The sequence below is a fragment of the Hymenobacter lutimineralis genome, from assembly GCF_008271285.1.
Classification (GTDB): domain Bacteria; phylum Bacteroidota; class Bacteroidia; order Cytophagales; family Hymenobacteraceae; genus Hymenobacter; species Hymenobacter lutimineralis.
The window spans coordinates 105,998-132,645 of record NZ_VTHL01000001.1; the positions used below are offsets into that span (position 1 = coordinate 105,998).

At 59.2% G+C, this 26,648-nt stretch carries 17 protein-coding genes; 7 read left to right on the plus strand and 10 right to left on the minus strand.

Annotation, left to right across the window (positions count from 1 at the left end; all coding sequences use genetic code 11):
• The first annotated feature begins 178 nt into the window (after nucleotides 1–178).
• A complete protein-coding gene (locus FY528_RS00460) occupies nucleotides 179–6,115 on the plus strand; it encodes a T9SS type A sorting domain-containing protein (protein WP_262383883.1) in 5,937 nt (1,978 codons plus the stop codon).
• 278 nt (nucleotides 6,116–6,393) lie between these two features.
• Here FY528_RS00460 and FY528_RS00465 read toward each other — a convergent pair whose 3' ends face one another.
• The 4 genes from FY528_RS00465 to FY528_RS00480 form a co-directional block, all read right to left on the minus strand.
• The gene (locus tag FY528_RS00465; protein ID WP_149069025.1) at nucleotides 6,394–6,720 is read right to left on the minus strand and encodes a HesB/IscA family protein; all 327 of its coding nucleotides are present in this window, start codon (nucleotides 6,718–6,720) and stop codon (nucleotides 6,394–6,396) included.
• A gap of 103 nt (nucleotides 6,721–6,823) precedes the next feature.
• Nucleotides 6,824–7,234 (minus strand): hypothetical protein, encoded by a 411-nt coding sequence (locus FY528_RS00470; RefSeq protein ID WP_149069026.1) that lies wholly within the window; start codon nucleotides 7,232–7,234, stop codon nucleotides 6,824–6,826.
• Between the two features lie 90 nt (nucleotides 7,235–7,324).
• Nucleotides 7,325–7,741, minus strand: coding sequence for a Fe-S cluster assembly scaffold IscU (iscU, locus tag FY528_RS00475; RefSeq protein ID WP_149069027.1), 417 nt, complete (start codon nucleotides 7,739–7,741; stop codon nucleotides 7,325–7,327).
• 94 nt (nucleotides 7,742–7,835) lie between these two features.
• Nucleotides 7,836–9,050 (minus strand): IscS subfamily cysteine desulfurase, encoded by a 1,215-nt coding sequence (locus tag FY528_RS00480; protein WP_308418664.1) that lies wholly within the window; start codon nucleotides 9,048–9,050, stop codon nucleotides 7,836–7,838.
• A 167-nt stretch (nucleotides 9,051–9,217) separates the two neighbouring features.
• Between FY528_RS00480 and mce the strand changes: the two genes are divergently transcribed.
• The 3 genes from mce to FY528_RS00495 all read left to right on the plus strand — a co-directional run bounded on the left by mce (nucleotide 9,218) and on the right by FY528_RS00495 (nucleotide 11,817).
• Entirely contained in the window at nucleotides 9,218–9,652 is a 435-nt protein-coding gene (gene mce, locus FY528_RS00485) for a methylmalonyl-CoA epimerase (RefSeq protein WP_149069028.1), read from the plus strand.
• Between the two features lie 73 nt (nucleotides 9,653–9,725).
• Nucleotides 9,726–10,301 carry an L-threonylcarbamoyladenylate synthase gene (locus FY528_RS00490; RefSeq protein WP_149069029.1) on the plus strand — a complete coding sequence of 192 codons (576 nt, stop codon included), beginning with the start codon at nucleotides 9,726–9,728 and terminating at the stop codon, nucleotides 10,299–10,301.
• 85 nt (nucleotides 10,302–10,386) lie between these two features.
• Nucleotides 10,387–11,817 (plus strand): CCA tRNA nucleotidyltransferase, encoded by a 1,431-nt coding sequence (locus FY528_RS00495; RefSeq protein WP_149069030.1) that lies wholly within the window; start codon nucleotides 10,387–10,389, stop codon nucleotides 11,815–11,817.
• Between the two features lie 164 nt (nucleotides 11,818–11,981).
• On the opposite strand, the gene FY528_RS00500 is transcribed toward FY528_RS00495, so the two are convergent.
• Complete coding sequence (locus tag FY528_RS00500; protein ID WP_149069031.1) at nucleotides 11,982–14,576, minus strand: GIN domain-containing protein; 2,595 nt, start codon at nucleotides 14,574–14,576, stop codon at nucleotides 11,982–11,984.
• A 44-nt stretch (nucleotides 14,577–14,620) separates the two neighbouring features.
• Nucleotides 14,621–14,974 (minus strand): PadR family transcriptional regulator, encoded by a 354-nt coding sequence (locus FY528_RS00505; RefSeq protein ID WP_149069032.1) that lies wholly within the window; start codon nucleotides 14,972–14,974, stop codon nucleotides 14,621–14,623.
• A gap of 290 nt (nucleotides 14,975–15,264) precedes the next feature.
• Between FY528_RS00505 and FY528_RS00510 the strand changes: the two genes are divergently transcribed.
• Together FY528_RS00510 and porU2 are read left to right on the plus strand one after the other, a co-directional pair.
• Complete coding sequence (locus FY528_RS00510) at nucleotides 15,265–16,356, plus strand: putative type IX sorting system protein PorV2 (protein ID WP_149069033.1); 1,092 nt, start codon at nucleotides 15,265–15,267, stop codon at nucleotides 16,354–16,356.
• 58 nt (nucleotides 16,357–16,414) lie between these two features.
• Nucleotides 16,415–21,505, plus strand: coding sequence for a putative type IX secretion system sortase PorU2 (gene porU2 / locus FY528_RS00515; RefSeq protein WP_149069034.1), 5,091 nt, complete (start codon nucleotides 16,415–16,417; stop codon nucleotides 21,503–21,505).
• 113 nt (nucleotides 21,506–21,618) lie between these two features.
• Here the strand turns inward: porU2 and FY528_RS00520 are convergent, their stop codons facing one another.
• The 3 genes from FY528_RS00520 to FY528_RS00530 form a co-directional block, all read right to left on the minus strand.
• Complete coding sequence (locus tag FY528_RS00520) at nucleotides 21,619–22,104, minus strand: dihydrofolate reductase (RefSeq protein ID WP_149069035.1); 486 nt, start codon at nucleotides 22,102–22,104, stop codon at nucleotides 21,619–21,621.
• Nucleotides 22,105–22,164: 60 nt separating this feature from the next.
• Complete coding sequence (gene fmt, locus FY528_RS00525; protein ID WP_149069036.1) at nucleotides 22,165–23,115, minus strand: methionyl-tRNA formyltransferase; 951 nt, start codon at nucleotides 23,113–23,115, stop codon at nucleotides 22,165–22,167.
• Between the two features lie 74 nt (nucleotides 23,116–23,189).
• The gene (locus tag FY528_RS00530; protein WP_149069037.1) at nucleotides 23,190–24,458 is read right to left on the minus strand and encodes an exo-beta-N-acetylmuramidase NamZ family protein; all 1,269 of its coding nucleotides are present in this window, start codon (nucleotides 24,456–24,458) and stop codon (nucleotides 23,190–23,192) included.
• Nucleotides 24,459–24,571: 113 nt separating this feature from the next.
• Between FY528_RS00530 and FY528_RS00535 the strand changes: the two genes are divergently transcribed.
• Nucleotides 24,572–25,720, plus strand: a complete 1,149-nt coding sequence (locus FY528_RS00535) for an ABC transporter permease (RefSeq protein WP_232066357.1) — start codon at nucleotides 24,572–24,574, stop codon at nucleotides 25,718–25,720.
• A gap of 169 nt (nucleotides 25,721–25,889) precedes the next feature.
• On the opposite strand, the gene FY528_RS00540 is transcribed toward FY528_RS00535, so the two are convergent.
• Nucleotides 25,890–26,582: a peptidoglycan DD-metalloendopeptidase family protein gene (locus tag FY528_RS00540; protein WP_149069039.1), complete on the minus strand. Its 693-nt coding sequence runs from the start codon at nucleotides 26,580–26,582 to the stop codon at nucleotides 25,890–25,892.
• Nucleotides 26,583–26,648: the final 66 nt, after the last annotated feature.

The window sequence follows — 26,648 nt, forward strand, 5'->3', positions numbered from 1 at the left end:
CCGTTTAATCCCGTAATAATTCAGTAAACCTAGCAAAAGTACCAGATGTACCGTGAGACCTGTATATTTGGACTCTCGGATTGTGCACATCTCTTAAACCTCTCATACACACCTCCCCATGACAACACTCTCTACTCCTCCTAGGGTAGCCCCGCCACTCTGTGGCCGGGGCTTCTTTATGGCCCTGGTGCTGCTACTGCTCCCCCTGCTGGGGTGGGCTCAGAGTACTACAGTTGTTATCAGCCAAGTATATGGTGGTGGTGGTGGTACATCTACCTCGCCTTCGCCGTCCTACAAATACGACTTTGTAGAAATATTCAATAAGAGTTCTAGCGAGGTTACACTGGATGGTAAGTCCATCCAGTATGCCCCCGCAACGGGCACAACAGGTAGTTATCAAATTTTCTCTTTCCCAACTGGTGCCAAAATCGGTGCAGGTAAATATTATTTGGTTCGGTTGGCAACAGCAACTGGAGCAACTGGAGCAGATATTACCAACCAGGATGCTTCAGGAGTAATTGCAATGTCTGGAACTGCTGGTAGGGTGGCTTTGGTGGCCAATACTACCGCATTAGCTCAGTCTACTACTATTCCCAATGCATCAGTTATAGACTTTGTTGGATATGGTACTAACGCTATACAGAAAGAAGGCACCTCAACAACAGCAAACTTAAGCACAACTACAGCCGCCATTCGGGGAAATGGAGGGTGTGATGATACTGATCAGAACGGAACTGATTTTACTGTTGCAACTCCTGTAACGCCCCGCAACTCAGGTACGACGGCCAATCCTTGTGGCGGTTCTGATACCACTCCGCCCACTTTCGCCACAGGCTCCCCATCAACGAGTGCTCCTACGGGCACGGGCTTCACGCTCAGCTCAACCATCAACGAAGTAGGCAAGACCTATTACGTGGTGCTGGCCGACGGTGCTACGGCTCCCACGGCGGCCCAGGTAAAAGCGGCCAGTGGTACGCCCCTGGCCAGCGGCAACTTCACCAATCCCACGGCCAACACGGCGGCTACCTCGGTAGTAGGTGGCCTCTCGGCCAGCACGGCTTACGATGTGTACGTGGTAGCCGAAGACAACGTGCCCAACCTGCAGGCTTCGCCCGTGAAGCTGGACGTAACCACTGGCTCGGGGGCTCCGGTTCCCACTATTTCGCCTTCGGGGGCCGCTCTCACGGCTTTTAACACGGTAGCCAGCTCACCTTCGGCTGAGCAGTCGTTCACGGTAAGTGCCACCAACCTCACGGCCAACGTGGTGGTGCAGGCGCCCACGGGCTACGAGGTTTCCCAGTCGAGCGGCTCGGGCTTTGGCACTTCCACGAGCATTGCCTTTGGCAGCGGTACCCTCACCAACGTGCCGGTGTACGTGCGCCTGAGCGGCGCCGGGAGCGGTACCGTAGCCGGCAGCGTTACGCTGAACTCCACGGGCGCTGCGGAGCAAACGAAAGCCGTAACCGGCACCGTAGTAGCTGAGCCTACCACGGCCCCAACCGTAAGCGCCGGCACGCCCACGCAGGTGGCCGTAACCCTGACCGTAGGCAGCGGCAACGGCTCCAAGCGCCTTCTGGTAGTGCGGGCCGCTACGACCACGGCCGTGGCACCCACCGATAAAACCGCTTACACCGCCAACCTGGCCTTCGGGAGCGGTGCTACCACCGGCACCGGTAACTTTGTGGTGCTGAATGGCACCGGTACCAGCGCCGCCGTAACCGGCCTGACGGCTGGTACCAACTACGTAGCCGAGGTGTATGCCTACAACGAAAGCAGCACGGCCGGTTTCGAGAACTACCTACAGACCCCGCTGGGTTCCACCACGTTCACGACGTTGACGGCCCCGCTGCTGGTATATGACTTCACTGCCGGAGCGACGCCGTCTACGCAAAACGCTAACGTAACCGGGTCAGCATTCAGCAGGAAGAATGTAACAAGCTCAACGGCAAGTGGGCGCTATAGTTCGAGTAACTGGTCGACCACCGCAACGATAGACACCAGCAAATACGTGCAATTTGCCTTTAATGCAAACAGCGGGTATATGGCTAGCCTGACGACCCTAACGTTTGTAGACCAGAGTTCTGGCACCGGTCCGAACAAGTATGAAGTTCGTTCAAGCCTAGACAACTTTGCTACCGCATTGAGCAGTGGAAGTACTACTGGTGGCTCCAAATCGGTGACCTTAAGCGGTTTCACCAATTTGATAGCGAAAGTGACGTTTAGATTTTACGCTGCTGGCTCTTCTGCTACTGGAGGCACTTACAGTGTTGATGATGTAAATCTTTATGGAACAGTGGAGGTTTCTACGGTTCCTACCGTGGCTACCGGCACTATTTCGCCTACCTCGTTCTGCGTGGGGCAGGGGGGAGCGGCCGTTTCGGTGCCCTTCACCTCTACCAACACCTTTACCACGGGCAACGTGTACACGGCCTACATCGTGAGTGGGGGCGTAAGCACGGCTATTGGCAGCGTTAGCAGCACGGCCAACAGCGGCACCATTTCGGGTACTATTCCCACCAGCATTGCGACGGGCACCAGCTACCGCATCCGGGTGGATGCCTCGGCCCCCGCCACCACCGGCACCGACAACGGCGCCGACCTGTCGGTCGTGAATTACGCTACCAACGAGGTAATGAACCCGACGGCGGTATCGGGCAACCAGCAAGTAACTCTGAGCTGGACCAACCCCACCAGCTGCTTTTCGCGGGTGGTTATTGTGGCCCGGGCTGGTTCCAGCGTCACGGTGAAGCCTTCGGGCTCTTTCACCGCTAACACCGTATTCGGCAGCGGCACCAACCTGGGTACGGTGGCCAACCCCAACCAGTACGTGGTGTACAGCGGCACGGGCACCAGCGCTACGGTAACCGGCCTAACGAACGGCACGGAATACTTCTTCACCATTTACACGACCAACGAAAGCGGCTACAGCAACGGTTTGGAACGCTCGGCCTCGCCCGCGGCGCCCGTTACCCTGACCGAGGTAGTGTTGCCCCAGTACCTGGTAGCCCGCACGGGCACCTCCGCGCATGATAATCGGGTGCCGTATGCCTACCGTGCTACCCTCAGCGGCCTGATCCCCAACGCTACCTACCGCTACCACAACGGCGCCATTGATCCAGCCGTGGACAACACGTCCGCAACAGGCTCTGGTAACTCCATTTTCGCAACTACGGCGGGTGCCTTTGTTCGTACGGGCTCGAAAGGGTTTACCACCGCCGGTAACTACGGGGAGCTGCAGGCCGATGCCAGCGGTAACTACACCGGCTGGTTTGTGCTGGAGCCTACCTCCAATGCCGTGTTTGAACCCGGCGACGTGGTGCAGATGCGCATTGTGCTCAACAACGGCAATGGCGGTACTACGCCGGTATCCTACCTCACCACCACCAGCACCGTTAGCGTAGTGAGCCTGGGCACCAGCGCCACGGATGCCACTGCAGTATATGGCAACTCGGGCGCTACGGCCAGCAACTTCGTGCTGACTTACGATAACGAAACCGGCAGCGGCCGGCCGCTCTACGCTTCCTTCGTGGAAAGCGACGGCTCGGCCAACACCCTGGTCAATAACTACGCCGCCTTCTATGCCAACAATGTAGAAGGGGTGACCGGAGCCTGGGGCGCCATCACGCCCAACAACAACGCCAATGGCATACGCCGCATCGAGCAGCGCAGCCTGCAAACCGGCGCAGTCGTGGGCTGCATTGCCACCGACGCCGATGGCACCTGGCCCAGCGGCGTGGTAACCGCTTCGCCCGCCGGCGGCACCACGGCCTTGGTTATCACCACCACGGACGCTCCGCTGAGCTGCGAGGCCTACGTGAGCTTTATTCCCAACACACTTTCCGTTACGGAAGGCAACAGCGGCACCTCAACCGTTAGTGTAAACGTGACGGTAGCAAATACTCCAGCCAGCCCTCTGGAAGTAACTGTGAGCAATACGGGTACTGGTACAGCTACCGCCGGCTCCGATTTCACCTTCCTGCCCCAGACGCTTACCTTCAACACTGCCGGGACCCAGACGGTGACCCTAACGATTAAGGGCGATACTGATATAGAGACGAATGAGACTGTGGTACTGGGCTTGGCAGTTACGGCAGGTGGACCAGCCACAGTGGTCAATTCAACGGCTACCGTCACTATTGTAACGGACGACACTCCTTCCTTCGCTAACGTGCTACTGTTGGAGGAAAACTTTGATTATGCAGCTTCCACCACACTCACGACCACTGCTTCTGCCGATGCAGCCACCAAATGGGCAGTACACAGCGGAAGTACCACTAACAGTATTTCCACAGTAGCTGATAACTTGCTCGCAACAGGTTACCCACAAGGAATTGCGGCTGTAGACGCCAACAGTTCTTCTAAAGCTTCGCTGAAAACTAACGGTCAGGACATCAACCGGGCCTTTGCCGTATTGCCATTGCAGGATAAGTTATATGCTTCGGCTTTGGTACAAGTAAGCGCGGCTCAGGCTTCTGGGGACTACTTCCTTCACTTTGCCGAAGCCGATCCTGCAGTAGGGAATCTGTTCCGGGGACGGGTGTTTGCACGCTCTTCCGGTACTGGAATCAACTTTGGCTTAAGCGTGGGAAGCGGCACGGCTTCAGCTACCTACTCCACCACCGTTCATAACTTGGCCACTACTTACTTGGTAGTGTTGAAGTACGAAACAAAAGGCACTGCTGAAACTGCAGAAGACGATGTAGTAAGTCTGTACGTATTTGATGCCGCAGATAATTTCAGCACGGAGCCGACTACTCCGTTTATCGGTCCACTTACCGATGCCAGCCTTACAGCTTTCCTCCCCGCAACCATTGCTTTACGCCAAGGTAGTGCATCTGGTGCTTCCGCTACCCTCACCGTTGACAACCTGCGCGTAGCTACCGGCTGGGGCGCAGCTGTTGGGCAGGTAGAAATTACCAGCCCCAGTTACGTGAATCCCGGTAACTACTACAGCCTTAAGATGAATGGAGGGACTGGGTACACTACTACTACGTTGACGGGCGCCAGCACTACACCAGTGGTAGAGCATGCCCTCACGCTGACCAGTGGCGTACTTAATACCAATGACAACGCGCTGAAGCTGAATAATCTGGTAAACATTTTTGGTGGTAACAGCACCAGCTATATTGAAGGCCCCTTGGCTCGTATGAAAGTAGCTGGGGCCGGTACCCTCATGTTCCCCGTTGGCCAGGCCGCCGAGTACCGCCCGCTCACCTTGAACATTACCACCCAAGCCAATGCCGCTACCTACACGGCTACTCAGCACGAAGGCGCTCCGGCCAACCAGAACTTTGGCAGCAGTGATATCAAGCGCGTCTCCACCGAGCGTTACTACACGGTAGCGCCCGCTACGGAACCTGGCGCCGGTGAGTTTGCCGGCACCATTACGCTGTCGTACGACGCTTACAAAGACGGGGTAAATGCTCCAAACGCGCCTTCGCTCGTTATTGCTAAGTCACATGCAGGCGGGGCTTGGGAAGACATCGGCCAGTCGGCTACTTCTGCTACTACCGTTACCTCGGATCCATTCACGTCCTTCAGCGACTTTGTGCTGGCCAGCACGGATGCATCCATCAACGTCAACCCCCTGCCCGTTCAGCTGACGGCTTTCTCGGCCGCCCGTGAGGGCGCGCAGGTACAGGTGCAGTGGGTTACGGCCTCGGAGCGCAACAGCGCCCGGTTCGAAGTAGAGCGCTCCGCCGATGGGGTGCACTTTACTCAGGTAGGCCGCGTGAACGGTCAGGGTAGCACCACTGCTCGCAGCACCTACCGCTTTGCCGATGCCAAGCCGTTGTCGGGGGTATCGTACTACCGCTTGCGTCAGGTAGACCAGGATGGTACCGCGCACCTTTCCGAAGTACGCACGGTACAGGGCGGTAAGCTATCGGCGGGTATCTATCCCAACCCGGTAGCCAGCACACTCTACCTGCAGCTGCCTGAACACGCTGGCGCAGTACAAGCCATTGTAACGGACCTGGCCGGCCGTGAGGTGTATCGCGCCATGGTACCGGCTTCGCAGCAGTTGGATCTGCGGCAGCTGCCCCAGGGCAGCTACGTGCTGGTGCTTCAGGGCGCTCAGCTTCGCTCCACGCACAAGCTGGTCAAAACCAACTAGCGCTACGTGCCATCAAATAAAAAAGGCCTCCCGGTTTTCGGGAGGCCTTTTTTGTTGGGTGTTGGTTTGAGAAGTGGTCTTCTATGGTGTGGGTACCTAGTGGAGGATAAGTAATTGTATAGTCATCCTTCCACAGGCTCAACATGACGGCGCAATTTCCCAGGCACTACTTATCCAGCTACTCAAGCGTTGAGCAGGGGGAGAGGGTAGTTCGGGGGCAACGAAAAAGCCACCCTTTTGGGGTGGCTTTTTCGTTGCAAACGGGAAACGTCGGCAGTCTAGACCGAGAAACTCTCACCGCAGCCGCAGGTGCGGGAAGCGTTAGGGTTATCAAAGTAGAAGCCCTTGCCGTTGAGGCCATCGGAGAAGTTAAGCTCGGTGCCAGCCAGGTAGAGGAAGCTTTTCATATCCACTACCACGCGTACGCCCTTGTCTTCAAACTCTTGGTCCATGGGCTTCACCTCGTTATCGAAGTCGAGCTTATAGCTCAAGCCCGAGCAGCCGCCCCCGGCCACGGAAGCCCGCAGACGATAGGTGTCGTCGAGCTGGGCATCGGCCATCAGGTGCGCTACTTTTTCTTTGGCTTTATCAGAAACGGTAATCATGGCTTTGGGGGACTTAGGGTCGTGGGGCTTGGGCGCTTGGTGGTCGTTCCGTTTGGCCGGAACAAAAAACCAAGCTTCAAACCCTTAAGACACCAACAGCAAACTAAGATGAAGGATTCAGTACTACGCTGAATACGGTAAGCGTGGTTTGGTCGCGGCCGTAGTACAGCTTGTCCAGCGCTTCGTAGGGGTTGTGGGCGCGGAAGTAAGAGGTGTGCAGTTCCTTGTCGCCGCGGGCCCGCCACTGAATAGTGTAGGAGCTTTCCACGTCGCGGGCACTTTGCACGTAGGCCAGCATTTTGCGCAGGGCATCGAGCCGGTCGTAGCCTACCTCGTAGCGAAACAGGAAGCTCTGGTGGTGGCGCGGATTCACGGTAATCAGATCCAGCCGTACCTGCCCCCGCTCCAGCTGTCGGAATTCAAACAGCAAGCCGCCGGGACCCAAACCCAGATGCTCTTCAATCTGCCGCTGAATGCGCGCACTCTCGACGTGCACGTCCTGGGAAACTTCCATTTATGTAGAAGTGAGAGGTTCGAACTGAGAAGTGAGAAGTCAACCCCGATACATGGAGGCTAACTTCTCACTTCTAGTTTCTCAGTTCTATTAGTGGTGCGACTTGGCTATTTCCAGCTCCGGCAGGCCGTTTTTCACGCGGTAGTCGTTGATGGCCGACTTAATGGCGTCTTCGGCCAGCACCGAGCAGTGGATTTTCACGGGCGGCAGCGCCAGTTCTTCCACAATCTCCATGTTATCGATGGCCAGCGCCTCATCTACCGTTTTGCCTTTCAGCCACTCCGTCGCCAGCGACGACGACGCAATGGCCGAGCCGCAGCCGAAGGTTTTGAATTTGGCGTCGGTGATGGTGTTGGTAGCTTCGTCTACCTCAATCTGCAGGCGCATCACGTCGCCGCACTCAGGGGCGCCTACGAGGCCGGTACCAACGTTCTTCTTGCTTTTGTCCAGCGTGCCCACGTTGCGGGGGTTGCTGTAATGGTCGATTACCTTATCGGAGTAAGCCATGGCTTTATTGAAATTAAAAGTCAGATTTTAGAACTCAGAACCTAGAGCGAAAACCAAGGTAACATTCCTGGTTTTCAATTCTAAGCGCTAAAAATTAATGTTCAGCCCACTCAATAGAGTTGAGGTCGATGCCTTCCTTGAACATTTCCCACAGGGGAGACATTTCACGGAGCTTGGTTACCGCTTCTTTTACGTGGCCGATGGCGTAGTCGATCTGCTCATCGGTGGTAAAGCGGCTCAGGCCGAAGCGTAGGGAAGAGTGCGCCAGGTCGTCGCTCAGGCCCAGGGCCTTGAGTACGTACGAAGGCTCCAGCGAGGCCGAAGTACAGGCCGAGCCCGACGATACCGCCAAGTCCTTCACGCCCATCATCAGGCCTTCGCCTTCCACGTACTTGAAGGAGATGTTGGTGACGTGGGGCAGACGGTGCGTAACCGAGCCGTTCACGTAGCTTTCTTCCAGCGTGAGCAACTCTTTTTCCAGCCGGTCGCGCATGGCGCTGAGACGGGCGGTGTCGGCAGCCATTTCCAGGCGGGCCAGCTCGCAAGCCTTGCCCAGGCCCACAATGCCGGGTACGTTGAGCGTGCCGGAGCGCATGCCCCGCTCGTGGCCGCCACCGTCCATCTGGGCGGTAACTTTCACGCGGGGGTTCTTGCGGCGCACGTACAGGGCGCCAATGCCCTTGGGGCCGTAGAACTTGTGGCCGGTAAAGGCCATCAGGTCGATGCCATCGGCCAGCACGTCTACCGGGATTTTGCCCACGGCTTGGGTGCCATCGGTCATGAACAGGGCGCCGTGCTTGTGGGCAATGGCGGCAATTTCGCGGATGGGCTGAATCGTGCCGGTTTCATTGTTGCCGTACATGATGGCCACCAGAATGGTCTGGGGCGTCATGGCGGCTTCCAGCTCGGCCAAGCTGATGAGGCCTTCCGCGTCCACGGGCAGATAGGTTACGCGGGCACCCTGCTTCTCGAGGTGCTTGCACGTATCCAGCACGGCTTTGTGCTCCGTGGTGGCCGTGATGATGTGGTTGCCTTTCTGGGCATACATCTCATATACGCCCTTAATGGCCAAGTTATCCGACTCCGTAGCGCCCGAAGTGAAGATAATTTCCTTGGGGTCGCAGTTGATGAGGGCGGCAATCTGCTCGCGGGCATAGTCTACGGCTTCCTCCGCCTGCCAGCCAAAGGGGTGGTTGCGGGAGGCCGCGTTGCCGAAATGCTCGGTGAAGTACGGGAGCATGGCTTCCAACACGCGCGGGTCCAGCGGCGTAGTCGCGTTGTTATCAAGGTAAATTGGCAGCTTCAGCATGGTGCTTGGGGCGTCGGATGAAATTCACCGGCAAAGGTAGCCAGTGGAGAATTATTCTCCATTGAAACAGCCAAACCGGGAAGGAGGTTTACTTTTACGCTACAAAAATAGACACAATCCAAACAAGGTTGGCTACCTAGCGCCACCTCATTTTTCGCACCCTGCTTATGCTCACCAATCTGGAACACCTGGGCCTGGCCGTTCACGACCTGGCCGCCGCCACCGAGCTGTACACGCGCCTGCTGGGCGTAGCGCCTTATAAGCAGGAACACGTGGCCAGTGAAGCCGTGGATACGGTGTTTTTCCAGGTGGGCGGCTCCAAGATTGAGCTGCTGGCCGGCACCAGCCCGAGTAGCGCTATTACCCGGTTTCTGGAAAAGAAACCCGAAGGAATTCACCACGTGGCGTTTGAAGTAGACGACATTCGGGCGGAAATGGCGCGGCTCCGGGCTGAGGGCTTTACCCTGCTGAACGAGGAGCCCAAGCGCGGGGCCGACAATAAGCTGGTGTGTTTTGTGCACCCGAAATCGGCCGCGGGCGTACTGGTAGAGCTGTGCCAGAGTATTCCGGAGTCGGCCGCCTGGCAGACACTGCAGCCGTAGCCGGCCAACGCCTGCTACAGCCGCGGTACCGGGGATATTCTGGCCTACCTTTCTTATAAACTAACAGCCCACCATGAGTAATTTTTTTCGCCAGGAAGTAGACGCGGCCGTGGATGCCTTGTTGCTGCAGCAAATCATTCTGTATCCCACCGACACCGTGTGGGGCCTGGGCTGCGACGCCGAGCTCCCGCGGGTGATAGACCGGCTGTATGCGCTGAAAAAACGGCCGCCCGGTAAGCCCTGCCTGATTCTGGTGGCCGACGAGCAGATGTTTGCCCGCTACGCGGCCGTGGTGCCGGCCAACTTGCCGGAGCTGCTGGCCGCCGAAACCCGCCCCACTACCTACGTGGTGCCGGCCAGCTCCCAGGTAGCCCCCAGCCTGCAGGCCCCCGACGGCACCATTGGCCTGCGCATCTCCCAGGACGAGTTTACCCACAAAATTGTGCGGCGCCTGGGCCACGGACTGGTCGCTACTTCGGCCAACTTCAGTGGGGAGCCCGCCGCTGCTATGTATAAGGAGGTGAGCCCGGAGCTGGTGCGGGCCGTGGATTACGTGGCAAACTGGCGGCAGGACGATACGAAGTCGGCTGCGCCTTCGCGCGTGGTGCGGGTAGAAGCCGATGGCACCCTGACGGTGCTGCGCGACTAGGCCGGTAGCCAGAAGGCGTGGCAGAGCAGTGGAAGTACCTGGGCAGCCGTTACCTTTGCAGCTTGTTTGGCTTACGGCACCGCGCATGAAACTTCCCCAGCTTCCCGAGTTACCCTTGTTCCATACCATTGCCGACGCGGCCGGCGAGCTGGGCTACCCCGCCTACGTGATTGGGGGCTTCGTGCGCGACCTGGCCCTGGAGCGCCCCAGCAAAGATGTGGACGTGGTGTGCGTGGGCGACGGTATCCGGCTGGCCCAGGCCGTGGGGCAGCGGCTGCCTTCCCGGCCCCGCGTGACGGTATTCAAGAACTTCGGCACGGCCATGCTCCCCACCCCGGAGGTGGAAATTGAGTTTGTGGGCGCCCGCAAAGAAAGCTACCGGGCCGAGAGCCGCAAGCCTGAGGTGGAAGCCGGCACCCTGGAAGAAGACCTGGCCCGCCGCGACTTTACCATCAACGCCCTGGGCCTGAGCCTCAATCCCGAAGACTTTGGGGCCCTCGTAGACCGCTACGACGGCATAGGCGACCTGCGCCGTAAAATCATCCGCACGCCCCTCGACCCCGACATTACTTTTTCCGACGACCCGCTGCGCATGATGCGGGCTGTGCGCTTTGCCGCCCAGCTCAACTTCGATATCGAGCCCGATACCTTCGATGCCATTGCCCGCAACAAGGAGCGCATCAAGATTGTGTCGCAGGAGCGGATAACCGACGAGCTGAACAAGCTGATTCTGGCTCCCAAGCCTAGCTACGGCTTCAAGCTGCTGTTTAGCTCGGGGCTGCTTCAGCTGATTTTTCCGCGCATGGCCCAGCTGCAGGGCGTGGAAAAGCGCGGGCAGCACGCCCACAAAGACAATTTCTACCACACCCTGCAGGTGCTCGACAACGTGGCCGAAGCCGGCGGCGACCTGTGGCTGCGCTGGGCCGCCATTCTGCACGACATTGCCAAGCCCGCCACCAAGCGCTTCGACCCCCGGGTAGGGTGGACCTTCCACGGCCACGAAGACAAAGGCGCCCGCTGGACGCCAGCCATCTTCACCGATTTGAAATTGCCGCTGGGGGAAGAAATGCGCCAGGTGCAGAAGCTGGTGCGGCTGCACCTGCGCCCCATTGCGCTGGTAAAAGAAACCGTAACGGACTCCGCCGTGCGCCGTCTGCTCTTCGAGGCCGGCGACGAAATAGATCGGCTGATGCTCCTCTGCAAGGCTGATATTACCAGCAAAGACCACCAGCGCGTGGCGCGCTACCTGCGCAACTTCGAGCGGGTGGAGGAAAAGCTGAAGGAGGTAGAGGAGAAAGACCACCTACGCAACTTCAAGCCCGTGATTACCGGGGAAGTGATTATGCAGACGTTTGGGCTGAAGCCTTCCCGGGAAGTGGGCGAGCTGAAGGAAGCCGTGCTGGAAGCCATTCTGGATGGCAAGATTCGAAACGAGTATGAGGAAGCCTTTGCCTTCCTGTTGCAGCAGGGTCAGGCCAAAGGGCTTCCTCAGGGGCATCACTCACTCACCAAATAAACCCCTCTTACCTCATATTCACCGCTTGTATAGAGGCGGGACAGGTACGGTTAGTTGCCTGTCCCGCTTCTTTTTTTTCAAAGCCCCGTCGCAGCTGATTTATACGTGCCCGAAAGAGCGGAACGTCAGCTGCTTATCTGGTAAACCAGTAAGTGTGCTCGATGTTATTCCTCGTCTGAGTCCGATGTTTCCTCGCTGCTGGCGGAGCTGATGGCCCGCACCCGGGAGCCGCCCGACTCGTCTTTCTGCACGCTGGTAGGGTTGCCGGCGTAGTCGACGTGGCTGGAGCCCGTTACCTCGGCGCGGAGTTTCTCGGCTACCCGCACCCGGGCCCGGCTGGCGCCCGATAGGTCGATGGTGGCGCGGTTGGTTTGCAGGCGCAGGGCTTCAATTTTGCACACGCCCGAGCCTTCAACATCCAGCTCCGACGCTTCTCCGCGCACCGCCGTATTGCAGGCCCCGCTCAGATCCAGCTCCAGTCGCGGCACGTTCACATCCAGCTTCACCATGCTGGCCCCGCTCTGCTCTACCTGCAAGGCTTTGCCCTGGAAGCCCGACACATCGGCGCGGCAGGCGCCGCTAAGGTCGAGGTGGACGAGCTCCGGCAGCTGCACCCGCACCAGGATAGGCTCCTTAGTGCCGGAAAATCCGAACAATCCGTCGCGCTCGGACCGGATGCGCAGCCCGTCGCCCACGGTTTCGATGCGCAGCTGGCGCAGGTCGCGCTCCTCCCCGGCGGCTTCAATCTGGTAGCTGTCGCCGCGGCGTACTACAATGCGGTAGGCTCCGCTGGCTTCAATGCTGTTGAAATCATCCACGTTGAAGGTCCGGCGGCCGTCGCCGTAGGCGTCCAGGTCGGTGTCGAAATCGGGGCTGCCCAAGTCGATGTTGATGGCCGAGCCGTCTGAGTCCACATCGATGTCGAAGTCGTCATCGTTGTCATTATCCTCGTCGGTATTGGTGCTGGGCGGGCAGCCAATGCACTCCAGCTTGTTGCCGCGCAGCTGAAAGGTGCGGTTCTCCACATCTTCGGGGATGTCGTCACCCACGAAAAACTCGCTGCCCAGCCAGTGAGCAAAGTCGCGGCTCATGCGGTAGCGCCGGTCGCGGGGCAGGCGCAGGGTCAGCATCAGCTCCTGGTCGCGCAGGGGCGAGCCAGCCGCAATGCGGAAGTGGTTGTCGAATATGAGGGTGGAGTCGTTGAGGCTGCGCATCTGGTACGAGACGCTGGAACCAGCCGTGCGGGCCGCTTCTTCCTCCGTCACGCCCCGGGCGCTGGCCGCACGCAGTACGCTGATTACCTGGCCGCTATCGGCCACTTGCAGCACCGAGCCCGTCCACTTGCCTTCTTCCAGGTCGCGCAGCTCCAGCCGCACCGTGCGGGCATTCAGCTGCGGAAACGATACATCCTGGGTTTGCTCGCCTTCGCGCTGGAAGTTGCGGCTGATGTGCACGCCACCCATTACCGAGCCTACAACGCCTAGCAGCCAGAGACCCAGCAGGGTAAGCGAAGCCGTGCGGCTCAGGATGGAGCGGCGCAGCAGTAGGCCAACGCCCGCCAGCAGCATGGCCAGGGCCGGAATGAAGGCTGAGAGAAAGGCGCTGAGCAGGAACCAGCCGGGCAGGTCGCCCAGGACCGTGGCCGCCGCTACGCCGTCTATTTCAAACTGCTCGGAGGTGAAGATGCCCAGGCCGGCACCCAGCATGATGATGGTGCCGATAAGCAGGGAAAAGCCAATGAGGATCAGGAAGAAAGCAGCGGCAACGCGCAGCAGGGTACCCAGAACGCTGAACAGGGGACGCAGGTTGCGAAAAAACTCTTCCAGGAAGGTGCCTACCGGGCGCCCCGAGCTGCCATCGGCGGCCTGGTTACGCACCGAGGAGTCGATGCCTGAGAGGGTAACGGCGTCGCCCCGCATCCGGAGTCTGTCGGAGGCCGTTTTGGCCTCCGGCAGTAGAATCCAGAGCACGATATAGAGCGGAATGCCGAAGCCGACAAAGATGCCCAGCACGAACAGCAGGCGGAACAGGACCACATCCGTTTTAAAGTAGGCGGCCAGACCGGCGGATACCCCGCCTATTTTGCCCGTATCGGTGTCGCGGTACAGCTTCTTGAAGGTAGGGTCTTCATCAGCCGGCGTGGCATCGTACTTTTTCGGCAGCGCAATCCAAAGGATGATGTAGGTGAGCACCGATAGTCCGCCGAGGTCGAAGCCTTCGAAGCGCACGATGTTGTCGTCGAAATCGATAACACTGCGCACAAGCGGCTTGATGAAGAGCAACGCCAGGAAGCCCAGGCGCACCCAAAGCGGGTTCACGCTGAAGTAGCGGGCAATACCGGCGGCTACCCCAGCAATTTTGCGGTTGGCCATGTCGCGGTAGAGGCGGCGGGGCTCGGCATCAGCGGTGGTGGTACCCGCGCCGGCAGCCGGCGCGGCCTGGGGCATGCGGCCCGTGGCTACGGCCTGCTCCAGCTCGTCCTCGTCCAGCTCATCGGCCGACTGAAACTCGCTGACACGGCCCATCTTGGCGGTCATTTCCTCCACGTCGCTGAGCGTAATGACTTGCTTGGTGGCAGAAAGGCGGGCGGCGAACAGCTCGGCAATGCGGCCCTCAATGTCGGCCACAATTTCCTCGTGGCCGGGGTAGCCGGAGAAGTGCGCCCGTACTTCGGCCAGGTAGCGGCCGAGGACTTCGTAGCCATCTTCTTCAATGTGGAAGATCAGGCCCTGCAGGTTGATACTGATGTTCTTTTTCATCTGGTGCTGCGGTTCAGGAAGTACTGGTCAGAAACTGCCGGCCGTTACTCGGCGGCGGGGGTAGGGGTGGAAGGCTGGGAGCGGATGATCTGGATGGACTCCTCGATTTCCTCCCAGGTGAGGCGCAGCTGGTGCAGGAATTCCTGCCCTACGTCCGTGAGGGTGTAGTACTTGCGGGGCGGGCCGGAAACCGACTCCTTCCAGGTATAATCCAGCAAGCCGGCGTTCTTAAGGCGGGTGAGCAAGGGATAGAGGGTGCCCTCTACCACAATCATACGGGCTGCCGTCAGCTCTTCTAGCATGTCGGAAGCGTAGACCTCGCCCCGGGCAATGATTTCCAGAATGCAAAACTCTAGAATGCCCTTCCGCATCTGCACTTGGGTGTTCTCTACTTTCATAGGAGGGATGCGTGGTAGTGGATGAAGAATGAGACAAAGATATTGAAAGGTACTATGCAACGCAAGGTACTAGGTGAAAATATTTTTATGTTTTTCGGTAGGGGCCTTTTTCTGGCCAGAATTGGCACTTTTTGCGGAGCTTTGAAGTCTGATTGGCAGGGCTGGCGCGTAGGTATTTCCGGCTGGTCGAGCCCGGAGGATACTTGGTCGAAAACCGATATATTCCGTGCACTATTCAGTGGACCTTTGCGTTAGCCAGCCACTCCGTTCCCCGAATTGTTATTCCGCGTATGAAGCACTTCTTCCGTTTTTCCCGCTTGCTGGGAGCCATGGGCCTGGGTTTGGGCCTCACGTCAGCTGCCCTAGCCCAGAGCACCGACAACACGCCCAAATACGCCAATGAGTTTTTGAACATTGGGGTGGGGGGCCGTGCCCTGGGCATGGGCAATACCCAGGTGAGCCTGGCCCAGGATGCCACGGCCGGCTACTGGAACCCGGCGGGCCTCCTGAATCAGAAGGCCAAGTACGATGCCGTGCTCATGCACTCGGAGCTCTTTTCCGGCATCGTCAAAAACGACTACGCGGCCTTTGCCATGCCTCTGGACGAGAAAAGCGCCATCGGGGCCAGCATCATCCGCCTGGGGGTAGACGACATTGCCGACACCCGGGCTTTGGTGAATGAGTACGGGCAAATCGACTACAGCCGCATCAGTTACTTCTCGGTGGCCGACTACGCCTTACTGCTTTCCTACGCCCGCAAGCTGGGTCCTGAAGGCCTTACGCTGGGTGGCAGCGGCAAAATTGTGTACCGCAACGTGGGCAGCTTTGCCACGGCCTGGGGGTTTGGCTTTGATGCCGGGGCCCAGTACCAGCGCGGCAACTGGCGCCTAGGGCTGATGGCCCGCGACATTACCACCACCATCACCGCTTGGTCTATCAACTCCGACAAGTTTCGGGAAAGCACCAACGACACCCTATCGATTCCGAAAAGCAGCTCGGAAATTACCCTGCCCCGTTTTGTGCTGGGGGCCGCCTACAACGTGAAGCTGCCGGGGCAGTTCACGGCCCTGGTGGCCACCGACCTGGAAATGACCACCGACGGGCAGCGCAACACGGCCGTTTCCACCAGCTTTGTGAGCATCGACCCCAAGCTGGGGCTGGAAATCGGCTACAACAACGTGGCGTTTCTCCGGGCCGGGGTCAGCAACTTTCAGAAAATAGAAGGAACCACTTCTACCAAAGAAAGCTGGCGGGCCCAGCCCAGCCTGGGCGTGGGCTTCACGGCCAGCGGCCTGCGCCTGGACGTGGCCTTGTCGCGCCTGGCGGTGGAGCAGGCCAAAACCAACTCCATTATTGTGTCGCTGGGCTACGGGTTTCACTAAGTGCTAAAACCAAGGGCCGCGGCATTTTCTTTTTAAGTAAACGACAACGTTTTATACGATGGATAACTCCTACACAAAAGCCCGGCTAAACTGGGGCTCCTGGCTGCTGCTGCTGTGCCTGCTGCTGCCGGCGGGGCCACTGCTGGCTCAGTCCGGGACCTACGGCAACGAGTGGATTGTCAGTGGGCAGCCTTACTATAAAATCAGGATTGCCCGCGACGGTATCTACCGGCTCGACTACGACTACCTAACCAAGGCGGGCATCTCGGGGGTAAAGCCCGAGGAGTTTCAGCTCTGGCGCCGGGGCAAGGAGGTGCCCATCTACGTAGGTGGTAGCCAGACCACGCTCGATGCTACCACCTTCATCGAGTTCTTCGGCCAGCGCAACGACGGCCAGCTCGACCGGCCCCTGTATAAAAAGAAAGGCGACCAGCCCCACGCTCTCTACAGCATGTTTACGGATACGGCGGCTTACTTCCTGACCTGGAAGGCCGGCACCCTGGGCAAGCGCATGGCCGAGCCCGCCGTGGAGGCAACCGTGGCCGCGCATCCTTACCGCATCCAGACGCGGATGACGATGTACACGCACGATTACCTGGCGGGCGACAACAGCGTCCTGTCCTTCCAGGCCTGGGCCGAAACCGGCGAAGCCTACCTCTCGGGCCAGTTCCACGCGGGCTACCCCAAGGAAACCCAGACCATGGACAGCATCCGGAACTTGGTGCGCACGGGGCCCTTACCGCAGCTGGATATTGTGGTAGTGGGCAGCTCCCGCTACAATCACGTTACCGATTTTACGGTAATTCCGCAGGGCAAGGGCACTACGCCCCGGGCCCTGGGCTCCTTGTCGTACAAGGCCTTTGCTACGGCCGGCACCACCTACGATATCAACCCCAGTGAGATAGGGACCAATGGCAAGCTCGATGTGAACTTTGCCATCCACGATATCGTGGCTGAGCCCAGTGACCGGTTCCGCATTGCTTATTTCCGGTTGCGCTACCCGCAGGTTTCGCGCTGGGGCAAGGCCCGCGCCATTACCTTTCAGAACGACTCCACCCTGGCCGGCCCGGCGTACTACGCCCTGGACTCCATTCCGGCCACAGCCCGGGGCTACGACATCACCGACCCCTACGCCGTGCAGCGCATCACGGGCGTGTCGCTGGGCGAGAACAAGCGTGGGTTCGTATTTCCCTCGGCCGATGGTCAGACGCGCAAGCTCCTGATTGCCGATAGTAACCGCCCCCAGGTTCCGCTGCCGGCCCGCCAGGTTTCCTTCCGGGCCATCGAAGCAGCTAAGGCTGGCTTTATCATCATCAGCCACCCCACGCTAATGAAAGCGGCTACCGACGTAACCAACCCCGTGCGGGCCTACGCTGAGTACCGGGCCTCGGTGGCCGGTGGCAAGCAGGATACGCTGGTGGTCACGGCCCAGCAGCTCTACGACCTGCACCACTATGGTGAAAGCTCGCCGCTGGGTGTTCGGCGTTTTGTGAAGTGGCTGCTGGCCGAAGCTCCCCGCGCCGACCGCAACCTGCTGCTGCTCGGCCGTGGCCTGCAAACCGGGGAGCGGGGCAACGTGCCTAACGGCCCCGGCAACGTGCAGTACCGCCAGTACGAGGCCCGCTTGCCCGAAAAAAACCTGGTGCCAGCTTCTACGCGGGCTGCCTCTGATATCTTCTTTTCTGCTAACTGGGAAACCGGCTCTTACCTGGCTGAAATACCCACGGGCCGCATACCGGCGCGCACGTCCCAGGAAGTGGCCAACTACCTGGCTAAGCTGAAAGAATACGAGCAACTGGGCAATGAGCCCTGGCGCAAGAACATCCTGCACCTCTCCGGGGGCGAGGACGAAGCGCAGTTTCTGCAGTTTCGGGGCTACGTAGACGACTACAAGGCGCTGGCGGAACGTCCCCTGTTCGGGGGGAAAGTGGTGCGCACCATCACTCGCACGACCATTGGCAAAACCCCGGTGAACGTCAACATTGCCGATGAGCTGAATGCTGGCCTCTCGCTGATTACCTACTTTGGCCACGGCTCCCCCACGGAGTACGACCTGAACCTGGGCAACCCCAACGACCCGGTGAATGGCTACAACAACCAGGGCAAGTATCCGGTGTTTCTCATCAATGGGTGCGCCGGGGGCAATTCCTTTATTGCCGGCACTACTTCCGTGGGCGAAAACTGGTTGCTGGCCCCGCAGAAAGGCGCCATCGGCTTCCTGGCTGACTCGGATTTTGGCTACGAAAACCAGCTCGACTACTACTGCAATAACATGTACCGGGCTTTGTTCAACGACCCCAAGTGGTATGGTAAACCCGTACCGGTGGTGTTCCGGGAAGTGGCTGAACGCGTGCTGGCCAAGTTCCCCAACGACCCGCACTCCACGTCCCTGGTGATGAATACCATCTGGCAGGGCGACCCGCTGGTACACCTCTACGCCCCGGAAAAGCCCGATTACTACACCAGTGATACGCAGGTGAAGCTGCTGCCCGGAGCCGGGCAAACCAAGGTAGATGCCAACTCCGCCAGCTTCCGCGTGCAGGTGGGCACGGGTAACCTGGGCAAGTGGACGACCGACCCGGTGACCGTAACCGTAACGCGGGCCTATCCGGCTTCCAGCAGCCGCCCCAACGACGTACTTACTATCACTGCGCCTTCCATCGGCCGGGATACGCTGCTCACGTTCAACTTCGACAATACGGGCAACGTCTTCGGGCAAAACACCTTCACGGTGGCCGTGGATGCCGCCAACCAACTGGCCGAGCTCAACGAGAACAACAACCAGGCTACGCTGACTTACAACTTCCTGCAGGGCGGTATCACGCTGCTTTCGCCGGGCGAGTTTGCCATTGTGTCTTCGCAGAGTGTACACCTGATCGGACAGAACAACAATCCGTTGGCGACCAGCCGCGTCTACGAAATGGAGCTGGACACGGTGCCCACGTTTAACAGCCCGGCCCGCCTGCAGGCGACGGTTACGGCCAGCGTCACGCCCGATTGGCGGCCCACGCTGCCGGCTCCCGCCGCTGGCCAGGACAGCGTGGTGTACTACTGGCGCATGCGCTTCCAGACGCCCGCCGTCGATGAAGAAGGGGGCTGGTCTACCAGCTCGTTCCGGGTGATTCCGGACAGTCCCGGGGGCTGGTCGCAAAGTCACTACGGGCAGTTCGACCGCGACGATATTACTGGCCTGAGTCTTTCGCGCCCCGGCATGGAGTGGAAGTTTGAGAGCAGCCAGCTACCGTTGACGCTGCGCACCGCTGGCGGGGGCACCGGCAACGGCATTACCTACAACGCGGCCTACGGCGCGCAGCTGGGTAACGACCCAGTGTCGAGTGCGGACTGCGGTACCAACCTGCCGAACCTGCTGGTGGTGGTGTATAACCCCCGTACATTGTCCTTCGTGAGCGACCTAGCCGGCGGCCCTTACCAGACGTGCGGGCTGGAGTCGTCGCGCTACTACCATTTCGCGCAGAATGCTTCCATCAACATCAATGCCGCGGCCAAGCAGGCGCAGCTCCTGACGCTGCTCAACAACGTGCCCAAGGGCTACTACGTGGCCGTGGTGTCGCTGAACCGGGTGCGGTTCTCCACCTTTTCGGCTGATCTGAAAGCGGCCTTCAACCGCTTGGGCTCCAAGGTTATCGATGACCTCAAAGATGGGGACCCATTCGTGCTGATTGGGCAGCAGGGCCTGACGGCTGGGCAGGCCCAGGAAGCCGGCCCCGATATAGCCAGCACCACGCCTCGTACCAATCAGGTGCTGGTCATCACCAAAAACCTGCAAACTAACGGCAGCGCCGGGCAGATTACCTCTACCCGCATCGGGCCGGCCAAAACCTGGGGCACGCTCTACTACACGCTCAAGCAAACCGAGACCAGCAGCGCCACCTTCAATGTTATTGGCCTGAAAAAGGACGGCACCACGGAAGTGGTGCGCAGCGGCGTAACAACCAGCGCCACCGACCTGAGCACTATTTCGGCTGAGCAGTACCCCTACCTGCAGCTGCAGATGGAGCTGAAGGATGAGGCCAACCGCCAGGCGCCCCAGCTCAAGCAGTGGCTGCTCACCTACACAGGTATTCCCGAAGGTATTGTGCGCCGGGACCTGGCCGCTGCAGGCAGCTACGACAACCTGGATAAGCAGGCCGAAACCGGCTTGGTGCAGCTACCCGTCGTGTTCCAGAATGCGTCGATGGTGGACTTCGCCGAGAAGGTAAAAGCCGTGGCGACCATCAAGAACGGCAGCGTGGTGCGCACCATGGAGTTGGAGTCGGAAGCGGCGTTGAAGGCCGACGCCACGGTAACCTACCTGTTCAAAGTAGATGTGGCCGACTTTACCGGGGCTACCACGGTGAAGGTGGTGGTAAACCCCCAGTTGCAGCCGGAGCTGTATTACTTCAACAATGAGCTGGAGGTGGCGTTCAACGCCCCCGACAAAAACCTGCCGCCTACGCTTGATGTGGCCTTCGATGGCCAGCACATTCTGAACGGAGACATCGTGTCGCCGACGCCCATCATCACAGCCGTATTGCACGATGATGATACGCGCCGCACCATGCAGGCCAGCAACTTCGAGGTGCTGCTGCTGCGCCCGGGCGGAACCTTTGCCGAGCCAATCGACATGAACAGCCCGGCCATTACGTTCAAGGCCGATGCCGCCAAAGGACAGGCGCAGATTGATTACCGCCCCGAAAAGCTGGATGATGGCATCTACAAGCTGCAGGTGCAGGGCAAGGACGTAACGGGCACCAAGGCCTCCACGGAGCGGTACGAAGTGACGTTTGAGGTAGTAAATGCCTCAACCATCACCAATGTGTACCCCTTCCCGAACCCAGTGACCAGCAAGACGCGCTTCGTGTTCACGATGACGGGCGCCGAAATGCCCCGGGACATGAAAATCCAGATCATGTCCCTGACCGGCAAAGTGGTCCGGGAAATATCTATGGCGGAGCTCGGGCCCTTGCACATCGGCAACAACGTGACCGAGTACGCCTGGGATGGCACCGATGAGTTTGGCGACAAACTGGCCAATGGTACCTACCTCTACCGCGTACTAATGGATAAGACCACTCAGTTTGACCACCGCCGTACCGACGGCGACAAGGCCTTCAAGAAGGACTGGGGTAAGCTGGTGCTGCTGCGCTAGGCAACCACTGAGTCCGGTAGAAACAAACAACGGCCGCTTATTCAGCGGCCGTTGTTTGTTTCTACCGGACTCAGAAAAGGAAAGGTGCAGTGGTAGCCAGCAGCGTAGCTCAGCTAGCGGCGGCGCAGCGTGACGAAGCTGAATGCGTAGGCGTGCTTTTCGTCGGGCTCGTGCCGCTCCCGGTTTTCTTCCCGCCACTCGCCGGGCGTGAGGTCGGGGAAGGTTACGTCGCCTTCTACCTCGTGGTGCACTTCCGTGAGGTAAACCACATCGGCGGCGGGCAGGGCCTGCCGGTATATCTCGCCGCCCCCGATTACAAACACCTCTTCATCGAGCTTCGAGGCCATTTCCAGGGCTTCCAGCACCGAGTTGGCGGTTTCGCAGCCTGCGGCCTGCCAGCCGGCCTGGCGCGTAATAACGATGTTGGTGCGGTTGGGCAAGGGCTTGCCAATGCTTTCAAACGTGCGGCGCCCCATGACCACGGGGTGGCCCTGGGTGAGCTGTTTGAAATGCTTTAAATCCAGGGGCAAATGCCAGAGCAGACGGTTGTCGCCGCCTATCACGCCATTGTCCGCCACGGCTACTACGAGTGCAGTCATCAGGCTAGAAAAGAAAAAATGAGGTGCGCCGGCCGAGCATAAACCAAGACGGCGTAATAGTCATACTCCAAAAACCTGCGAGGTGTTGATACCACGTAGGAAGTCCGGCACCGGCATCCGCTTTTTGCCTTCCAGCTGCACATCCAGCAAGTCGAGCAGGCCATTGGCGGTTTGGAGGCGGAGGTAGGTGCGGCCATCGGTATACCAGCGGCCGGGCTGGCTGGCATCGGGCCCGCTGGCTTCCTCATCGTCGAGGGGTTGGGCCTTGAACACCTTCAGCGTGCGGCCGTCGGGCAGCTGGGTAAAGGCCGTGGGCACCGGGGAAAGTCCCCGTACCAGGTTGGCCAGCGCCGGCGCCGACTGCTGAAAATCCAGCCGACCGGTTTCTTTTTGCAGCTTTGGCGCTGGCCGCAATTCCGCCAGTGCCGGTTGGGGAATGCTGGGCGCCTGGCCTGCTGCTATGGCCTGCACTGAGCGCAGGGCCAGCGCCGCGCCAGCCGCCTTCAGCTTTTCATATAAGGTGCCGAAGTCATCTTCCGCGGCAATGTCCACGGCATCCTGGTAGATGAGGTTGCCGGTATCAATTTCGTGCTGCAGGAAAAAGCTCGTCACGCCCGTCTGCGTATCGCCGTGAATAAGGGCCCAGTTGATAGGAGCCGCGCCGCGGTACTGGGGCAGCAGCGAAGCGTGGATGTTGATGGAGCCCAGGCGCGGCATATTCCAAACCGCTTCGGGCAGCATCCGGAAAGCGACGACTACCTGCAAATCGGCCGCGTAGCTGCGCAGCTCCGCCTGAAACTCCGGGGACTTTAGGTTGGTAGGCTGGAGCACGGGCAGGGCGTGGCGCACCGCCGCCTGCTTCACGGCCGACTCCTGGAGCTGCCGACCCCGGCCCGCTGGCTTATCCGGTGCCGTAATGACGGCCACCACCTGGCAGCCCGGCCACGCGAGCAGAGTTTCGAGCGTGGGCACCGCAAACTCGGGCGTGCCCATAAAAACAATTCGAAGCATAGAGTAGGTCAAAATGGAAGGCGCCTGTAGATGCAACAAGGATAGGGCCGCTGCTGGCTAAAGGCATCCACGGTTCAGTTGAAATCAGGATATAACAGATACTTCTTGCGTAGGGCCTTGTACTGGCCCAGCGCCGGCTCCCAGGAGGCTCGAATTTCCTGCTCCGACTTGCCGGCCATTACCTGCTGACGCAATGCCGAGGTGCCGCTAAGCTGCTCGAAGTATTTGCCGAAAAACTTGTCCTTAGCCATACTCTGGCGGTAGTAGTCCAGCAGGTATTTCAGGGTGAACCCCACGTCGTTGCCGGTCTGGCGCAGGTCTTCGCCGTAGCACAGCTGGCCGTTCTGTGGCGGGGTGGGCGAGCCGGCGTTGGGCCGGGGCGTGAAGCTGAAAGGGCGCGTAGCGGGCTGGGTGGGTGCCCCAATTACTTCAAACGGGGAGTCCGTACCGCGGCCCACGCTCACATCGGTACCCTCGAACAGGCAGATCGTGGGGTACAAGGCCACGGCGTGGGCATTGGGCAGGTTGGGAGAGGGGCGCACTGGCAGCTCGTAGCGCGTGGCGTGGGTGTAGCCCTGCACCGGTACCACCGTGAGGCGGCACTGGCGGCCACCCGCCAACCACTTTTCTCCGTTGATCATCTGGGCTAGCTCACCTACCGTCAGGCCGTGGACGATGGGGATGGGGTGCATGCCCACGAAGGATTTGTGCTGGGGCTCCAGCACCGGCCCGTCCACGTACCAGCCGTTGGGGTTGGGGCGGTCCAGCACCAGCACTTCTTTGTTTTGTTCGGCCGCCGCTTCCATCACATAGTGCATGGTGCTGATAAACGTGTAGAAGCGCGTGCCTACGTCCTGAATATCAAAGACCAGCACGTCTACGTTCTGCAGCATTTCCGCCGTGGGCTTCTTGGTGGCGCCGTAGAGGCTGCGAACCGGCCGGCCGCTGCGGGCGTCCTTGCCGTCTTTGATGGTAGCGCCATCCGCTGCTTCTCCGCGGAACCCATGCTCCGGGGCAAAAATCACGGTTACGTCAACTCCTTTAGTGAGGAGCGTATCAACCAGGTAGGCCCGGCCAACGCGCGCCGTCTGGTTCACAACCAAGCCCACGCGCTTGCCTTTCAGCAAAGGCAGGTACTTGTCGAATTGGCCCGCGCCTACCACCACTGGGGCCTTTACCGGCTCGTCAGTAAGTATTTGTGGGGGCGAAGTACGAACCTGGGGGGCGACAGTAGCGGGGGAGCTAACGGTTGAGGAAGAGGTGCTTGCAGAAGTAGCCGTGCGGCTGCAGTCGGTAAGCAGGAAAGTAAAGCCGAGGAGTCCGGCAAAAAGGGCGAGAGGCATGCACAACGAAGCTAGAAAACTGAACGTAGACGTGTAGCTTTACGCCAGTGAACGTCTCCAGGTATATATCCCACAAAATTGATGGCGCCGACGCGGGGTCTTTTACCTCGACGGTGACAAAAATAGCCATTGTCAGCATAGCGCTGGGGGTTGCCGTCATGATTGTGTCGTTTGCCATCCTGGAAGGCTTCCGCAACGAAATCCAAAGCAAGATCTTTTCGTTCGGGTCGCACCTGACCATCAGCAAGTACGACAACAACAACTCCCTGGAGGTGGAGCCCATCGGCAACGTGCAGCTGCTCAACGACCTGAAGCGGTTTCCGCAGGTACAGTCGACGCAGCCCTTTGCGCGCAAAACGGCCATCATCAAAACCCGCGAAGAAGTGCTGGGTGTGGTGCTGAAAGGCATTGACGAGCGGCAAAGCCCCTCGCTGATGCGCCAGAACCTGGTGGAAGGGAAGTTTATCTCGTTTCCCGATACAGCCGCCTCCGACCAGGTGCTGCTTTCGCGCAAGGTGGCCGACAAGCTGCGCCTGAAAGTGGGCGACGACGCGCTGTTCTACTTTATTCAGAACCCGCCCCGCGTGCGGCGGTTTGTGGTCAGCGGCATCTACCAGACCGGCCTTGACGAATTTGACGAGGTGTACATCATCGGCGACATCCGCCAGATTCGGGAGCTGAATGCCTGGCCCGATACGCTGGTGGGTGGCATGGAAGTAGTACTCAAGGACTTCAAGCAGCTCGACCCCGTAGCCGACGACTTGTACGAAAACCTGCGCTATGACCTCAAGCTTGACAAAATCACGGATGAATACGCCCAGCTGTTCGACTGGCTGCAGCTACTCAACCGCAACGTGGTCATCTTCCTGCTGCTGATTGTATTCGTGGCCACCTTCAACATGGTCGCTACCATCTTCATTATGATTCTGGAGCGCACCAACATGATTGGCGTCCTCAAGGCTATTGGGGCCACCGACAACCAGATTCGGAGCATGTTTTTCTTCCGGGGGCTGAATCTGGCACTCCGCGGCATTTTCTACGGCAACCTGGCCGGGCTAGGCTTCTGTGCCATTCAGTACTTCTTTCACCTTATCCCGCTGGACCCCGAGAATTACTACATGGACCGGGTACCCATCCATTGGGACCCGCTCATCATTGTCCTGCTGAATGTGGCCACCTTCCTGATGTCGTTGCTGGCCGTGCTGCTGCCTACCTACCTCATTTCGCGCATCAAGCCCGTAGTAGCCATCAAGTTCGACTAGATTCGACTAAACCACGGGTTCGGGCGGATTTTTCGGATGACCCGGATTGTGGAGACGATTAAAAAGGGCTTGCCGAAAGGCAAGCCCTTTTATTTTTCAACCCGAGCTTATTCACGCCAATTACAAAATCCGGGTCATCCGAAAAATCCGCCCGAATCCGTGGTTCAGACTACAGGTGGCTACTCTGCAAAATCAGGTTAGGGTCGGGGCAGAGGGCGGCCCACTGCGCTTTCTCTTCCGGTGCGGCCACCCCAGGGAAGTCGCCTACGCGGCCTTGCAGGTCGGCAATAATCTGGAAGTGCAGATGCGGGGGCCAGTCGCCATTTTCGGGGGCTGGGCCTACTTCGGCGAAGGTGCCGCCCTTCTCAATCACCATACCGGGCCGCAGCAGGGCGGTTTCGCGGCGCGTAAGGTGACCATACAGGGTGTAAAAGGTGGTACCGGCCAGCTCATGCTCTAGTATTACGGTGGGGCCATAGTCGCCGAAGCCGGCATTGTCCTGGGCACTATGCACTACGGCTGCCAACGGCGCCATCACGGGCGTGCCGGCCCGTAGCCATACGTCTACGCCCAGGTGCAGGGAACGGGCGGGTTGGGTTGCATCGCCAAACAAACCGGGGCTCCGTCGGTAGATTACCCGGTGCTCCAGGTAACCGCCCACCCCGATAGCGGCCTGCTGCTGTTCCAGAAGCTGTTCTACCAGCGCTTCAAAGGCAGCGGTATCTCCCAAATCGGCCGTTGTAAGCTGGGGGTTAGCAGCCGAAAAATCCAGCCGGGCTACGGTTGGGGCACTTAAATCAACGGGCAGCACGGGGGCAAATTCGGCCTGGTGCTGGCGCAGTACTAAAGCAAGCGAAGTCATGAAAAGCAGTAAACCGGAGGGAGAGGGAAAATCGTATACCCGAAAGGTGTACGCAAGCTAAAACGT

What these genes read in the sequence shown, in the direction of transcription:
- FY528_RS00520 (WP_149069035.1), bottom strand. Translation starts at nt 22,104, where the DNA reads ATGACTGCACTCGTAGTAGCCGTGGCGGACAATGGCGTGATAGGCGGC.
- FY528_RS00530 (WP_149069037.1), bottom strand. Translation starts at nt 24,458, where the DNA reads ATGCCTCTCGCCCTTTTTGCCGGACTCCTCGGCTTTACTTTCCTGCTT.
- FY528_RS00460 (WP_262383883.1), top strand. Translation starts at nt 179, where the DNA reads ATGGCCCTGGTGCTGCTACTGCTCCCCCTGCTGGGGTGGGCTCAGAGT.
- porU2 (WP_149069034.1), top strand. Translation starts at nt 16,415, where the DNA reads ATGGATAACTCCTACACAAAAGCCCGGCTAAACTGGGGCTCCTGGCTG.
- mce (WP_149069028.1), top strand. Translation starts at nt 9,218, where the DNA reads ATGCTCACCAATCTGGAACACCTGGGCCTGGCCGTTCACGACCTGGCC.
- FY528_RS00470 (WP_149069026.1), bottom strand. Translation starts at nt 7,234, where the DNA reads ATGGAAGTTTCCCAGGACGTGCACGTCGAGAGTGCGCGCATTCAGCGG.
- FY528_RS00495 (WP_149069030.1), top strand. Translation starts at nt 10,387, where the DNA reads ATGAAACTTCCCCAGCTTCCCGAGTTACCCTTGTTCCATACCATTGCC.
- fmt (WP_149069036.1), bottom strand. Translation starts at nt 23,115, where the DNA reads ATGCTTCGAATTGTTTTTATGGGCACGCCCGAGTTTGCGGTGCCCACG.
- FY528_RS00505 (WP_149069032.1), bottom strand. Translation starts at nt 14,974, where the DNA reads ATGAAAGTAGAGAACACCCAAGTGCAGATGCGGAAGGGCATTCTAGAG.
- FY528_RS00500 (WP_149069031.1), bottom strand. Translation starts at nt 14,576, where the DNA reads ATGAAAAAGAACATCAGTATCAACCTGCAGGGCCTGATCTTCCACATT.
- FY528_RS00510 (WP_149069033.1), top strand. Translation starts at nt 15,265, where the DNA reads ATGAAGCACTTCTTCCGTTTTTCCCGCTTGCTGGGAGCCATGGGCCTG.
- iscU (WP_149069027.1), bottom strand. Translation starts at nt 7,741, where the DNA reads ATGGCTTACTCCGATAAGGTAATCGACCATTACAGCAACCCCCGCAAC.
- FY528_RS00480 (WP_308418664.1), bottom strand. Translation starts at nt 9,050, where the DNA reads ATGCTGAAGCTGCCAATTTACCTTGATAACAACGCGACTACGCCGCTG.
- FY528_RS00540 (WP_149069039.1), bottom strand. Translation starts at nt 26,582, where the DNA reads ATGACTTCGCTTGCTTTAGTACTGCGCCAGCACCAGGCCGAATTTGCC.
- FY528_RS00465 (WP_149069025.1), bottom strand. Translation starts at nt 6,720, where the DNA reads ATGATTACCGTTTCTGATAAAGCCAAAGAAAAAGTAGCGCACCTGATG.
- FY528_RS00490 (WP_149069029.1), top strand. Translation starts at nt 9,726, where the DNA reads ATGAGTAATTTTTTTCGCCAGGAAGTAGACGCGGCCGTGGATGCCTTG.